Annotated in this window: 10 protein-coding genes; 2 read left to right on the top strand and 8 right to left on the bottom strand. The window is 73.5% G+C overall.

What is annotated here, in order from left to right:
- Positions 1–43: 43 nt before the first annotated feature.
- Positions 44–2,974: a GH92 family glycosyl hydrolase gene (locus ACWDYF_RS20565; RefSeq protein ID WP_389464926.1), complete on the bottom strand. Its 2,931-nt coding sequence runs from the start codon at positions 2,972–2,974 to the stop codon at positions 44–46.
- A 219-nt stretch (positions 2,975–3,193) separates the two neighbouring features.
- On the opposite strand from ACWDYF_RS20565, the gene ACWDYF_RS20560 reads away from it, so the two are divergent.
- The gene (locus ACWDYF_RS20560; RefSeq protein ID WP_389464930.1) at positions 3,194–4,114 is read left to right on the top strand and encodes an LLM class F420-dependent oxidoreductase; all 921 of its coding nucleotides are present in this window, start codon (positions 3,194–3,196) and stop codon (positions 4,112–4,114) included.
- Positions 4,115–4,142: 28 nt separating this feature from the next.
- On the opposite strand, the gene ACWDYF_RS20555 is transcribed toward ACWDYF_RS20560, so the two are convergent.
- The 7 genes from ACWDYF_RS20555 to ACWDYF_RS20525 form a co-directional block, all read right to left on the bottom strand.
- A complete protein-coding gene (locus ACWDYF_RS20555; protein ID WP_389464932.1) occupies positions 4,143–5,429 on the bottom strand; it encodes a Gfo/Idh/MocA family protein in 1,287 nt (428 codons plus the stop codon).
- 56 nt (positions 5,430–5,485) lie between these two features.
- Positions 5,486–6,832 (bottom strand): alpha-glucosidase/alpha-galactosidase, encoded by a 1,347-nt coding sequence (gene melA / locus ACWDYF_RS20550; protein WP_389464935.1) that lies wholly within the window; start codon positions 6,830–6,832, stop codon positions 5,486–5,488.
- Positions 6,832–7,800 (bottom strand): carbohydrate kinase family protein, encoded by a 969-nt coding sequence (locus tag ACWDYF_RS20545; protein ID WP_389464938.1) that lies wholly within the window; start codon positions 7,798–7,800, stop codon positions 6,832–6,834. Before ACWDYF_RS20545 ends, melA begins: the two co-directional genes overlap by 1 nt.
- Before the next feature lie 64 nt (positions 7,801–7,864).
- Positions 7,865–8,767 (bottom strand): carbohydrate ABC transporter permease, encoded by a 903-nt coding sequence (locus ACWDYF_RS20540; RefSeq protein WP_381744408.1) that lies wholly within the window; start codon positions 8,765–8,767, stop codon positions 7,865–7,867.
- Positions 8,764–9,801, bottom strand: coding sequence for a carbohydrate ABC transporter permease (locus tag ACWDYF_RS20535; protein ID WP_389464941.1), 1,038 nt, complete (start codon positions 9,799–9,801; stop codon positions 8,764–8,766). The genes ACWDYF_RS20540 and ACWDYF_RS20535 overlap by 4 nt, the downstream gene beginning before the upstream one ends.
- A gap of 10 nt (positions 9,802–9,811) precedes the next feature.
- The gene (locus ACWDYF_RS20530; RefSeq protein ID WP_389464944.1) at positions 9,812–11,146 is read right to left on the bottom strand and encodes an ABC transporter substrate-binding protein; all 1,335 of its coding nucleotides are present in this window, start codon (positions 11,144–11,146) and stop codon (positions 9,812–9,814) included.
- A gap of 255 nt (positions 11,147–11,401) precedes the next feature.
- Entirely contained in the window at positions 11,402–12,220 is an 819-nt protein-coding gene (locus tag ACWDYF_RS20525; RefSeq protein ID WP_389464947.1) for an endo alpha-1,4 polygalactosaminidase, read from the bottom strand.
- A 238-nt stretch (positions 12,221–12,458) separates the two neighbouring features.
- Here ACWDYF_RS20525 and ACWDYF_RS20520 point away from each other — a divergent pair, with 238 nt between their 5' ends.
- On the top strand, positions 12,459–13,217 hold the full coding sequence (locus ACWDYF_RS20520) for a DeoR/GlpR family DNA-binding transcription regulator (RefSeq protein WP_026252843.1): 759 nt from the start codon (positions 12,459–12,461) through the stop codon (positions 13,215–13,217).
- The last annotated feature ends 55 nt before the right edge of the window (positions 13,218–13,272 follow it).

The raw sequence follows: 13,272 nt of genomic DNA, 5'->3' as shown, positions 1-13,272 counted from the left end.
GTGGAACGGACGGCCGCCGGGCGGGGGGGGCAGGGCGGCGCGGTCAGCCCGTCAGCGGACCGCTGGTCAGGGCGACGTCGAAGAGGTGCAGCACACCCCGGTCACTGCCCTGCGGCAGCACGACCGAGGCGACGCGCCGGTCCGGGTCGAGCGCCACCGGCGCGGTGGCGAACACCTTGGCCTGCGCGCTGTCGCTGCCGCCGCCCGCGGTGTTGCGCCCCTCGGTGGTGACCAGCGGGACATTGCCGAACCGGTAGTCCGTGCCCGGCGTCCAGTCGGTGAGCCCGACCGGCACCCGCTGGGTGGAGCCGTCGGTGTACTCCACCACCGCCTCGCCCTGCGCGGGCCCGTTGGTGGCCAGACCGAGGAAGGTGATCCCGGTGCCGCGGGCGCCGCCGAGCGCGATGCGCTGGCCGTGCGGGATCCAGTTGTCCGGCTCGCCCGGCGCGGTGTCCGGCCAGGTGAACACGGCACCGGTGGCGCCGAGCGGCAGCCGCGCACCCGGCGCGGCACCGGCCGCGGCCAGCCGGTCGCGGGAGAGCGAGTTGCCGCTCAGGTCCAGGGAACCGAGGTCGCCCCGGCCCGCCGGGGTGGTGCCGATGTCGTTGCGGGCGTCGGCGCCGTCCGTGTACGACGGTGGCACGTCGCCCGCGCCGGTGCCCCAGGTGCCCGGGGTCCGCGCCATGGTGAACGTCAGCGTGCCGCCCCGGCGGGTGAAGCCCTCGTCCACCCAGGAGCGTGTGGTGCGCCGCCCGTCCACCCGCAGCCCGGCGACGTACACCCGGCCCTGCGAGACCCCGTCCGCCCTGAGGGTCAGGGTGCGGCCGGTGCCCGCGCTCCTGATCCGCACATGGTCGAACATGGGCGCGGAGACCACCAGGTCGGCGGTGCCGTAGACCGAGGGGTAGACGCCCAGGTTCGCCCAGACGTACCAGGCGCTGAGCGAACCGAGGTCGTCGTTGCCCGGCAGCCCCGAGGGCGAGGTGCCGTACAGCTCGGTGACCGCCCGGCGCAGCACGTCGGCCGTGCGGTCCGGGCGCCGCAGCCAGTTGTAGACATAGGGCATGGAGAAGCTCGGCTGGTTGCTGAGGTAGGCGCCGGTGACGCCGTACACGCCCGCGTCCAGGTCCTTGGTGTGCTCGTCCAGTTCGGCGGTGACCCGCGCGATGCCGCCGCGCTTCTCGATCAGCGTGCCCACGTCGTGCGGCACCAGCCAGCCGTACTGGTAGCCGGTGGCCTGGTCGAACTGGTCGCCGCGCCGGCTCAGGTCGAAGGCGCGGTCGAAGCCCGTGCGGTCCCGGGGGCGTATCTGCCGGGTCGTGTCGTCGAAGACGTTCTGCCAGTTCTGCGCGCGCGCCATGAAGGTCCCGTACGCGTCCCGGTCGCCGAGCCGATGGGCGAGCTGGGCGATGCCGAAGTCGTCGATGGCGTACTCCAGTGTGGTGGAGGTGGCCGAGCCGCCCCGGCGGCTCTCCAGGAAGCCGGTGCTGAAGTACTGCTGGGCGCCCGCGCGCCGGGTGGCCGTGGCCGGCAGCGACTGGGTGGTCTTCATGGAGGCCAGGGCACCGGCCCGGTCGTAGTGGGTGCTGCCGAAGGCGTCCACGGAGGCCAGCAGCGACTGGAGGGAGTCGCCGCTCATCTTCTGCTGCGACTGGTTCAGATGCGGCCAGTTGGGCCAGGTGCCGGTCTGCCGCACCATGTCGACGATCGACTGGTTGATGTCGTCGCCGACCTTCGGGAAGAGCAGCGCGACCAGCTGCGCCTGGCCGCGGTAGGCGTCCCAGCCCGAGTAGGTGACGTACTCGTGACGGCCCCCGGTCACCTGGTGGACCTGCCCGTCGTAGCCGGTCCAGCGGCCGTCGGCGTCGTCGAACACATTGGGGTGCAGCAGCGCGTGGTAGAGCGCGGTGTAGAACGTGACGCGCCGCTCCCGTGCGCCGCCGTCCGCCGCGAGCGTGCCCAGCGCCTCGCGCCAGGTCCGCGCGGCCCGGTCGCGGACCTGGCCGAAGCCGAGCGAGCGGGTCTCGGTGTCGCGGTTGTGCGCGGCGCCCGCGACGCTCACATAGCTCAGCCCGCTCTTCGCCGTGACCCTGGCACCCTGGTCGAAGACCAGGTAGGCGCCCGCCCCGTGCGGGTCGCCGGTGCTCCGCGCGGTGGCCGAGCCCGGGGTGACGGTGCCGCCCTGCCAGGTGCCGAAGGCGCGCACCGGCCGGTCGAAGGTGGTCGAGAAGTAGGCGCGGTAGCGGCCCCCGACATCGCAGACCGCGGCGGACTCCACCCAGCCGCTGACGGTGTTGCCGGAGACGGTGACCTGGCTGCCGAAGACGCGGTTGTTGGAGCCCGCCACGTCGATGAGCAGCGCGGAGCGGGCCGCCCCGGAGAAGTCGTACCGGCTGACCGCCGTGCGGGTGGTGGCGGTCAGCTCGGTGCTGACATCGTTGTCGGTGCGCACCTTGTAGTACCCCGGCCGGGCCTGCTCCCGGTCGTGGCGGAACGGCAGGTAGTAGTCGGTGATGCGGGTGGCCGGGCTGACGGGCAGCGCGCCGCCGGGCAGCTCACCGGTGTAGGGCAGCACCGGGAAGTCGAAGGCGCTGAACCGGCCCTCGCAGCCGGTGCCGGACAGCCGGGTCATCCCGAAGCCGCGCAGCCGGTCCGCGGTGTACTCGTACCCGCCCTTCTGGTCGCCGTCGCCGCTGCGGTACGTCGTCGGGCTGGACTGCACCATGCCGAACGGGACGGTGGCCCCGGGATAGGTGTCGCCGTACGCGCTGTTGCCCTTGTCCTGACCGGTGTCCAGCCGGGTGCCGATGAACTGGTCCACGGCGTCGTACGGGTCGACGCCGCGCCCCGAAGCCGAGGCCGTGACGGGCGCGAGGCCCGCCAGGACGGTGCCCAGGGCGAGGGCGCCGGCCAGCAGCCGTCGTGGCCGGGGTCCGGGGCGGTGCGGCCTCGGCCGCGTCACTGATCTCCACATGGTGGTCGTGTCCTTCACTGCCGCTGACAGGGATCCGCGCCGACAACGCGCGGGCCAGGAGGCTACCTTGGCGAAAGAGCGCGACACACGCGTGAACGGACGGGGCCGCCGTGTGAACGCCGCCGGAACCAGCTCCGACGTCCCGGCTCCCGCCCGCCGCAACGAACTGTTCACACAGAGACCGGAATCCCCGGGCACCGCACCGCCGTTGACCCCCACATGACTGTGGGAGTGACCATCGACACGACCGGATCCGCGCTGCCCGTCGAGGAGGTGGTGCGCCAGGCACGGCAGGCGCGCGCGTCCGGGCTCGGATCCCTCTGGTTCGGCCAGACCTTCGGCTACGACTCGCCGACGATCGCCGCGATCGTCGGGCGCGAGGTACCCGGCATCCACCTCGGCACCTCCGCGCTGCCGGTCTTCGGCCGGCATCCGCTGCTCGTCTCCAGCCAGGCCCAGACCGTCCAGGCCGCCACCGGGGGCCGCTACCACCTCGGACTCGCCCTGGGCACCAAGCTGTTCACCGAGGGCGCCTTCGGACTGCCCTTCGAGCGGCCCGTCGCCCGGCTGCGCGAGTTCCTGACCGCGCTGCGCTCGCTCACCGAGACCGGGCAGGCCGACTTCGAGGGCGAACTGCTCACCGCCCGGACGCCGTTGCCCGCCTCGGTGCCCGGCGCTGAGCCCGCCGTGCCGCTGCTCGTCGCCGCGATGGGACCGCAGTCCCTGCGGGTCAGCGGCCGGCTCGCCGACGGCATCCTGCCCTACCTCGCCGGTCCGCGCGCCCTGGAGCAGCACATCGTCCCGGCCCTCACCCGGGCCGCCGAGGAGGCCGGCCGCCCCGCGCCCCGCGTCGTCGCCTTCGTGCCCGGCGTCGTCACCGCCGAACCCGAACGGGTGCGCGGCACCGCCCACGAGGCGCTCTCCTTCTACCAGCAGATCCCGTCCTACGCCCGGGTCATCGAGCAGTCCGGCGTCGCCCACCCGGTGGAACTCGCCGCCATCGGCGACGAGAAGACCCTCGCCGACACCGTCCGCCGCTACCGCGACGCCGGTGCCACCGAGGTCGTCCTCTCCGGCAGCGAACTCGGCGGCCCCGACGACCGGTTGCGCACCTGGGAGGCGCTGGGCGAACTGGCCTGACACCCCCCGCCCGGCCCCCGCAGCGCCCTCAACCGGCGACTGCCGCGGCCCAGTCGGCGACCTCCACCACCGTCCCGGTCGTCCTGGCGTGCTCGGCCGCCCACACCACCCGGTGGGTGGCCAGGCTCTCCTCGGCGTCCGACAGCAGCAGCGAGGCGTCCCCGGTCGCGACGGCGGCGACGAACGCCTCGGTCAGCGCCTCGTCACCGCCGCCGTGGCCGTCCTCGGCGGACGGACCCGCCTGCGCACCGGCCTCCGCGGCGAGATCGACGAACTCCTCGGTGCCGTCGCGGAAGTCGACCACCCGCAGCGTGGTGCCGTCCCCCTCCACGAAGCCGTGCGTGCCCATCAGCCGGGTGCGGCGCTGCTCCATCGGCGTGAAGGCGCTCATGGTGAACGAACAGGTGGCACCGGAGGCGAACTCCATCGTGACCACCTGGTGGTCCACCACGTCGTTGTCGCAGGCGTACACGCAGCGCCCGTACGGCCCGGTGCGCAGCGCCTCCAGCACCCCCGCCTCCGTGTGGTCCGCCGTCACCGCCGACAGCGGCCAGAACTCCTGCTCCGGATCGCCGAGGCAGCCCAGGTAGAGCCGCTTCGCGGAGTACGGGCAGGTGGTCTCCAGCGGGCAGTCCGTGCAGCGGGCGGCGGCCCCGGCCGGTGCGTCCCCGGCCCTGAAGTGGGTCAGCGAACCGAAGGACGCGACCCGCGCGGGTGTCTCCCCGACGAGGTGCACCAGCCAGTCGATGTCGTGGCACGCCTTGGTGAGCAGCATCGGCGCCGAGGTGTCGGCGCGCCGCCAGTTGCCCCGGACGAACGAGTGCGCCTGGTGCCACCACCCCACCGGCTCCAGGTGCTGCACGCTGACGAGCCGTCCGATGCGGCCCTCGGCGAGCAGCGCCTTCAGCCGCCGGGTGTAGCCGGTGTGGCGCAGCACATGGCACACCGCCAGCAGGACACCGTGCTCGCGGGCGGCGTCCGTGATCGCGGCGGCCTCCCGCGCGGTGGTCGCCATGGGCTTCTCCAGGAGGATGTGGTGGCCGAGGGCGGCCAGCGCCAGCGCGGGCCCGGTGTGGTCGCGGTCCTGGGTGGCGATGACGCACGCGTCGGCGACCCGGCCCGCGGCGGCGGCCTCCCGCCAGTCGCGGTGGGTCCGCTCGGGCGGGACGCCGAACTCGGCGGCGGCCCGCGCCCGCCGCTCCGGGTCGGGCTCGGCCACGGCGACCACCCGCGCCGCCCCGCCCGTCCGGGCGTGGCGCGCGTAGGTCATCCCGCGCAGTCCGGCTCCCACCAGCAGGAGCGTCACCTCGGTCATGGTCGTCCTCCCTTCCGGCGCGCCCCGCCGGCCGGGGCGCGCCCGTGCGGCATCCGTCAGTGGCCGAGCGTGGCGCGCAGCGACGGCTGGAGCAGGTCGCCGTGGGCCCGGACCATGTCGTCGCACAGGTCCCAGATGCGCTCCACGGGCAGGGCGGCGGCCGTCGCCGGGTCGGTCATGGCCGCCTGGCGGATCGAGCGCGGGTCGTCCTCCAGGGCGGCCCGGACGACCAGGTCGTTCATGCTCAGGTAGGAGCGGTTGAGCGCGGCGCACTGGGCGGGCAGCGCGCCGACCCGGGTCGGCTGCACCCCCAGCGCGTCCACCAGGCAGGGCACCTCCACGGTGCCGCCCGCGGGCAGGTTGTCGATCAGCCCGTGGTTGGGGACGTTGCCGTAGACCGTGCGCGGGGTGCCCGTGGTGATGCTGTGGATGATCTGCGGGGCGTACTCCATGGTGCCCTCGACGGTGAGCGGCTCGCCCTGGGCGAGGGCGTCGCGGGTGTGCTCGTAGGCGGCGATGTTCTCGTCCACGATGTCGAGATAGGCGCCGACCGGGAGGCGCAGCCGCTCGATCTCGTCGGTGTGGTGCAGGTACCAGGGCACGTACTCGGAGGAGTGCTCGCTCGTCTCGGTCGGGTAGTAGCCCAGGCGCCGGTACATGTCGACCCGTACGCGGCGCCGCAGTTCGGGGTCGGACTCGATCAGCGCGTCCAGCCGGGGGTAGAGGTCGGTGCCCCGGTGCTCCAGGCGCAGCACCCACGCCTGGTGGTTGACGCCGGCGGCCCGGTAGGTGACCTCCTCGTGCGGGACGCCGAGCAGTTCGGCGAGGTCGTGGACGGTCCAGTACACCGAGTGGCACAGGCCCACCACGCGGGTGAGGCCCGTCGCCCGGGTCAGGTACTGGACGTTCATCGCCATGGGGTTGGTGTAGTTGAGCAGCCAGGCGTCCGGGCAGACCTCGGCGATGTCCTCGCCGAGCGACTTGAGCAGCGGGAAGGTGCGCAGCGCCCGGAAGATGCCGCCGACGCCGAGGGTGTCGCCGATCGTCTGGCGCAGCCCGTAGCGGGCCGGGACCTCGAAGTCGGTGCGGGTGGCCTCGCGCATGCCGACCTGGACGATGTTGATGACGAAGTCGGCATCGGCGAGGGCCGCGCGCCGTTCGGCGTGCGCGGTGATCCGCACGGTCCCGGACGGGGCGAGCCGGTCGGCGATGTAGCGGGCCGCCCCGTGGGCGGTGGCCAGCCGTTCGGCGTCGATGTCGTGCAGGGCGATGTGCGCGCCGCGCAGTTCGGGGAAGGCCAGCAGGTCGGCCAGGAGTCCCTGGGTGAAGACGACGCTGCCCGCGCCGACGAAGGCGACCTTGGGGGTGCCGGAGGGAGCGGAAGGGGGGGTCTGGGTGGTCATCACTGGTTCTTTCCGTTGCGGGTGACGGCGGCCGCGGCCTCGTCCCAGGTGGGCTGGGCCGGCGTTCCGCCATGGGCCCTGGTGGACAGTGCGCCGCAGGCCGCGGCGGTCTCGAGGACCTGCGGGAGGGGCAGGCCGCGCAGCAGCGCGGCGACGAATCCGGCGTCGAAGCTGTCCCCGGCGCCGACGGTGTCCAGCGGCCGCACGGGGACGGCGGGAGTGCGCAGCAGGGTGCGGCCGTCGTGGGTGAGGGCGCCGCGCGCCCCGTCCTTGACGGTCACCCGCGGGCCGTGGGCCGCCAGCACGGCGGCGGCCTCCTCCAGGGGCACGTCCCCGGGAGCCCCGGCGGCGACGGCCAGGGCCCGCGCCTCCTGCGCGTTGGGCAGCAGGTGGTCGGTGGCCGCGAGGACGTCGGCGAGGCGGCCGGCCGCCCAGGTGCCCGCCGGGTCGTCGTTGGTGTCCAGGGAGGTGGTGGCGCCGTGCGCGCGGGCGGTGGCGAACAGCTCCGGGAGCGCGGCGGCCAGGCGGGGCAGCAGGAAGTAGGACGCGGCGTGCACGTGGCGGCTGCCGGTGAGCAGGGCCTCGGGCACGTCCTCGGGCCCGGTCGCCGGGAGCGTGCCGGGCGCGGTGAGGATGGCCCGGTCGCCGTCGGGGCGGGTCAGGACGACGGTGAGCGGGGTGGGCAGGTCCGGGTCGACGCGCAGCGCGGAGGTGTCCACGCCCCGGTCCTGAAGCGCCGCGCGGACGTAGCGGCCGGCGTCGTCGTCGCCGACCCGCCCGGCGAGGGCCACCTTCAGACCGAGCCGCGCGGCCCCGCACGCCATGATCGAGGCGGAGCCGCCGAGGGTCAGCGCCCCGCTGTCGACGAGCCGTTCGCGCTGTCCGAAGGCGAGCGGCGCGTCGAGCGGGCCGACGACGATGTCGGGGTTGGCGTCTCCCAGGACGAGGAGGTCGTGGGCGTACGGCATGCGGGGTTCCTTGCTGTGCGGACGGGGTGCGCCCGGTGGGCGCGGTACGGGCGGTGCGCGGGGTTCATCCCTTGAGGCCGCTCGACGTGATCGACTGGATGAAGGACTTCTGCGCGAGCAGGAAGGCGAGCAGCACGGGGAGCACGGTGATGACGTTGCCCGCCATGACCGCCGACCACTTGGTGTGGTGCTGCCCCTGGAAGGTGGTCAGTCCCAGCTGGAGCGTGTACTGCGTGTCGTGGTTGATGGCGATGAGCGGCCAGCTCAGGTCGTTCCAGGTGGTGAGGAAGGTCAGCACCGCCACCGTGCTCAGCGCCGGACGGGACAGCGGCAGCACGATGCGCCACAGCACCCGCAGCCGGGAGCAGCCGTCCAGCCAGGCCGCCTCCTCCAGTTCCCGGGGCAGGGAGAGGAAGAACTGGCGCAGCAGGAACACCGCGAACGGCGTGACCAGCGACGGCACGATCAGCGCGCCCAGCGTGTCGATGAGCCCGAGCCGCTTCATGACCAGGAAGGTCGGGATCATGGTCAGCTGGAACGGGATCGCCATGGTGGCCAGCATCAGCCCCAGCAGCAGCCGCGACCCGGCGAACCGCATCCGGGCGAACGCGTACCCGGCCAGCGCGCCCAGCACCAGATTGGACGCCACCGCGACCAGCGACACGATCAGCGAGTTGAGGAACCAGCGCGGGAACATGGCGTTGCCCAGCACGTACCGGTAGCCGCCGAGGTCGATGCGCGAGGGCCACAGCGCGGGCGGGAACCGGTTGATCTGCGCGTCGCTCATGAAGGAGCTGAGCACCAGCCAGATCAGCGGCACGGCGAACACCAGGGCGAGCGGGGCCAGGAGCAGGTGCCAGGGGCTGAACGGCCGGCGCCTGCGGGGCCGTCCGGGACCGCCGTTCGTGCCGTCGCCGGTTCCGGCGGCGGGGGACAGGGCCGTGGGGGAGGGGGAGGTGACGGTCATCGTGCGGCTCCTTCGAGACCGGTGCGGCCGGTACGGGCCCGGCGGCGCACGGCGCGGCTCACCCGCGGTACGGCGGCCAGCACCAGCAGGACCAGGGCGAGGGCGTAGGCCGCGGCCGCGCCGTACCCGGCGGTGAAGTTCTTGAACGCCTGCTCCCAGATGAAGTAGACGATGACCGTGGTGGAACCGAGCGGGCCGCCCTTGGTCGTCACGTACACCAGGTCGAAGACCTGGAGCGCGTTGATGGTCTGCCACAGCAGCAGGAAGACCAGCACCGGGGTGAGCGCGGGCAGCGTCACATGGCGCAGGATGTGGCGGCGGCCCGCGCCGTCCAGCCGCGCCGCCTCGACCAGCGAGGGCGGTACGTCCTGGAGCGCGGCGAGCAGGACCACCACGCAGAAGCCGGTGCCGCTCCACAGGGAGATCGCGACGAGCGCGGGCAGCGCCTGCCCGGGATCGGTGAGGAAGCCCTGCGGGGAGACGCCGATCTTGTGCAGCACGGAGTTGGCCGCGCCGAACTCGGGGTCCAGGATGAAGGAGAACAGGACGCCCTGGGCCGTGGCCGAGACCACGAACGGCACGAAGAAGAGGGTGCGGTACAGCGCCACGAAGCGCAGCCGCTGGTTGAGCGCCAGCGCGAGGAACAGTCCGAGGCCGATGCTCAGCGGGACGTACAGCAGCGTGTACAGCAGGGTGTTGCGGACGGCCTGGCTGAAGTGCGGGTCCTGGGCGAGCGCCCGGTAGTTGTCGAGGCCGACCCAGCGGCTCGGGGTGACCAGGTCGTCGGCCTGGAAGGACAGCAGCAGCGACCACGCCACGGGCACCACGCTCAGCCCGAGGATCACCAGCACCGCAGGGGAGACGAAGCCCCAGGCGGTGGCCGTCTCCCGGGCGGCCCGGCGGCGTGCGGAACCGGCGTGCGGCGTGGGGCCGGGCGCCGCGCCGTGCGGATCGCCGCCGTCGCCGCGGCCGGTCGTACGGCTCTTCCGGGGGCCGCGGTCCGCGAGGGTGAGGGGGGAGGGCAGGCGGGGCATGGTGGTCCTCTCAACGCGGGATGAGCAGTGCGGCGTTGGCCTCGCGGGCGCAGTCGCGCAGCGCCCCGGCGGGTGTGCTGCGGCCGATGAGCACCGCGGCGATCGCCTGGCCGAGTGCCTGGGAGACCTGCGGGTAGGCCGGGTGGACGGGGCGTACCCGGGCCGAGGTCAGTGCCTGGGTGAACACCCGCAGCCCCGTGGTCCGCGCCTCCTGCTCGCGCCACGCGGACAGGGCCTGGGTGCTCCGGCTCAGCGGCAGGCTGCCGGCGCTGACGTCCCAGCGGACGTCCTGGGCGGGCTGGGTCAGCCAGCTCACGAAGGTGCGGGCGGCGCTGGTCCGGGCGGGACCGTTGTCGAACACGGTCCAGGTGTCGGGGCCCGAGATGGTCACCGGCCGGCCGCTGTAGCTGGGCAGCGGCACCACATGGTGGTCGATGCCCGCCTGGCGGATGTCCGGCAGCTGCCACGGCCCGGTGACGACCATGCCCATCCGGCCCGAGGCGAAGACCTGGTACATCTGCTCGCTGCCGGGCTTCGGGTCGACGTAGACGCTCCGGTCCCCGGCGAGGGCGGCCACGGTGCCCAGGGCCTTCTCGCCGACGTCCTCGAACCCGATGTGCCGTCCGTCCGGGGCGATGACGTCGCCGCCCAGGTCCCACACCATCGGCCACAGCCGCCACACGGTGTCCTCGTCGCCGACGCCGGGCCAGCCGGTGCCGAAGACCCCGCGCCGCCGGTCGGTGAGGCGTGCCGCGGTGTCCGTGAACTGCTCCCAGGTCCAGCCGGGGCGCGGCAGCGGCAGCCCGGCGTCGCGGAAGAGCTTCTTGTTGCAGACGACGGCGAGGGAGTCGAGCAGGGCGGGTGCGGCCCGTACGTGCCCGTTGAGGGTGACCGCGGCACGGGCCGGTGCCCAGAAGTCGTTCCAGGGCGTCGGTCCGGAGCCGACCGTCTCGGTCAGGTCCACCACGGACGGGCTGCGGGCGACACTGGCCAGGTCGGAACCGAAGACATAGGCGACGTCCGGGAACGAGCCGGCCGCGAGGGCGGCGGTGATCTTCTGGAGCATGGCGTCGGCCAGCACGCCGCCGCCCGCGTCGACCCGGATGCCGGGATGGGTGCGGTTGAACTCCGCGACCAGCTTCTCGATCGCGGCGCGGCCGGTGTCGGTCTGGCCGTGCCACAGTTCGACGGTGACCCGGCCGTCCGCGCCGACGCCGTCGGAGGTCCCGGCGGCGCAGCCGGGCAGCGCGGCCGTCGCGGCGGCGCCGAGGGCCAGCGCCGTGCCCCGCCGCAGGAACGTACGGCGTCCGGGGCCGGTGCCCGGCGGACGATGTGCTGCAACCATGTGAGCCCCCAGAGACCGCGCGACGCGGACGCCACGCGGAGGAACGTTCCGGCACGGCAGGCCGGAGGAAGGTGGGAGTGGGGAGGGTGGGACGGCGGCGCGGGACATGATGGTGCCAGGGCGCCGGTGCGGCGAAGGGTGTCCGGTGACAACTGTCGGCATCCGGTGGCGCGGGCAAGTGTCCACGGGCCCGCGCGACGCATCCGGACGCGTTCGCACACGAACGGACGCGCGCGGCGGGCGGGCGGTGCCGCCTCAGCAGGTCCTGCGGACGTAGCCGCTGCTCCCGGGAGCCGTGACGTCCAGGTCGCGCAGCACGATGCTGAGCCGGTCGCCGTAGGCGGCGCAGGCCTTCTTCAGGCCCTTGGCCTCGTACTCGATGACGATGACGTGGTCGCCGTAGCCGTCGACGTAGTCACCGCACTCGTCCCACCGGCCGCACTCCTCGGCGACGGCGAAGTCGAGGCCGGTGCGCGCCCGGTCGCCGGAGAGCGCGGAGGCGTTCTTCTGGGCGATCGCGAGGCCCTTGGCGTGGGCGTGGTCGGCGAGCAGCCGGACGAACGTCTCCGCGTTGTCCCGGCTGATCAGCTTGGTGCGGTCGAAGGTGTCGAGGTTGTCGGGCTCGACCGCCTGGAAGCCCTTGGCCGCGCACGAGTCGACCCAGGAGTTGACCTTGGCCGCGATCTGCTTGCGCTTGGCGTCGGTGCGGATGTCGAGCATGGCCTCCCCCCAGTTCTTGTCGTACACGACCTTGCCGGAGGCGTCGCGCAGCAGCAGGTCGCCCCACTCGGCCTCGGCGCCGGGCTGGGCCTGGAAGGCGTTGACGTAGCAGATGTTGTAGAGGCCGGGCGCCGGGGACGCCTGGTGGTCGCGGGTCACCACCTTGACCCCGGCGGGCGGGGTGTAGGCCGTGCCGATCTGGTAGTCGAAGCCGGCGTGCGCCGGGGGAGGGGTCACATCCTGGACGGCCGCGCTGGCCGAGGCGCAGGCGGTGAGGGGACAGACGACGGCCGCTGCCACGGCCGCCGCGGCGGCGGCGCGCCGACGGGACCCGGTCCTAGAGAAGAGGGACATCCTTGAGCTCCAGAAGATGCGAGGGTACGTCCCCGCCTCGGACCTCGCGTCCCGGTGGACGGATCCTGGCGACTTTGTCCGGACTTGCGGTGAGCGTACCGCGCTACCGGCTGGGCGTACCTCTGACGCCGGGTGCTCAACTCCAGCGTTGGAAGGAGTAAAGCGAGCAATTTTCGTCATGTCAACAGATCGGAGCTGCGCATCTTGCCGCCCGCGATGCGCGGTCTATGCTCACTTCATGCTGAGAACTGAGCGTCATGCGCGCATACTTGAGCATGTCTCCGCGCGTGGTGCCGTCGACGTCACCGAGTTGTCCCGATTGCTGGACGTCTCCGGCGCCACCGTCCGGCGTGACCTGCAACATCTGAGCCGGCTGAACCTGCTGCGCCGCACGCACGGCGGGGCGATGGCGGGCGGCACGGGTCCCGAACTCCCGGTGCGCCACCGCACCGAGCACCGCCGGGCGGAGAAGCAGGCCATCGCACGGGCCGCCGCCGAGCTGGTCCCTGAGGGCGCGGTCGTCGGCATGACCGGCGGCACCACCGTCACCGAGATCGCCCGGGTGCTGGCCGCCCGGGGCGCCGTCACCATCGTCACCAACGCGGTCAACATCGCCGCCGAGCTGGTGCCGCACCACGACGTCACCCTCGTCGTCGTCGGCGGCTACGCCCGCACCGAGAGCTACGAGCTGGTCGGGCCCATCGCCGAGAAGACCCTCGCCGACCACCACACCGACATCACCTTCCTCGGCGTGGACGGGATCAGCGCCACCCACGGCTGCACCACCCACGACCAGCTGGAGGCGGCGACGGACCGCGCCTTCGCCGCCAGCGGCGACCGGACCGTGGTGGTCGCCGACCACACCAAGATCGGCCGGGCCACCTTCGCCCGGATCTGCTCCCTGACGGACATCGACCACCTGGTCACCGACCGGTCGGCGCCCGCCGACGCGCTCGCCCGGATCGACGCCACCGGTGTGGCGGTCACCGTGGTGTGAGACGTCCGGCCGGGTAGGAGGGCCGCGCAGTGGGCAGGAGGATCCGAGGACGGGG

This window comes from Streptomyces sp. NPDC003284, assembly GCF_053589675.1.
The sequence above is the reverse complement of the archived record's forward strand: the minus strand, read 5'-3'. Positions and strand labels throughout refer to the sequence as shown.

Coding starts and splice junctions, on each gene's coding strand:
- ACWDYF_RS20520 (WP_026252843.1), top strand. CDS start 12,459: ATGCTGAGAACTGAGCGTCATGCGCGCATACTTGAGCATGTCTCCGCG.
- ACWDYF_RS20530 (WP_389464944.1), bottom strand. CDS start 11,146: ATGGTTGCAGCACATCGTCCGCCGGGCACCGGCCCCGGACGCCGTACG.
- ACWDYF_RS20525 (WP_389464947.1), bottom strand. CDS start 12,220: ATGTCCCTCTTCTCTAGGACCGGGTCCCGTCGGCGCGCCGCCGCCGCG.
- ACWDYF_RS20560 (WP_389464930.1), top strand. CDS start 3,194: ATGACTGTGGGAGTGACCATCGACACGACCGGATCCGCGCTGCCCGTC.
- ACWDYF_RS20535 (WP_389464941.1), bottom strand. CDS start 9,801: ATGCCCCGCCTGCCCTCCCCCCTCACCCTCGCGGACCGCGGCCCCCGG.
- ACWDYF_RS20545 (WP_389464938.1), bottom strand. CDS start 7,800: ATGCCGTACGCCCACGACCTCCTCGTCCTGGGAGACGCCAACCCCGAC.
- ACWDYF_RS20555 (WP_389464932.1), bottom strand. CDS start 5,429: ATGACCGAGGTGACGCTCCTGCTGGTGGGAGCCGGACTGCGCGGGATG.
- melA (WP_389464935.1), bottom strand. CDS start 6,832: ATGACCACCCAGACCCCCCCTTCCGCTCCCTCCGGCACCCCCAAGGTC.
- ACWDYF_RS20540 (WP_381744408.1), bottom strand. CDS start 8,767: ATGACCGTCACCTCCCCCTCCCCCACGGCCCTGTCCCCCGCCGCCGGA.
- ACWDYF_RS20565 (WP_389464926.1), bottom strand. CDS start 2,974: ATGTGGAGATCAGTGACGCGGCCGAGGCCGCACCGCCCCGGACCCCGG.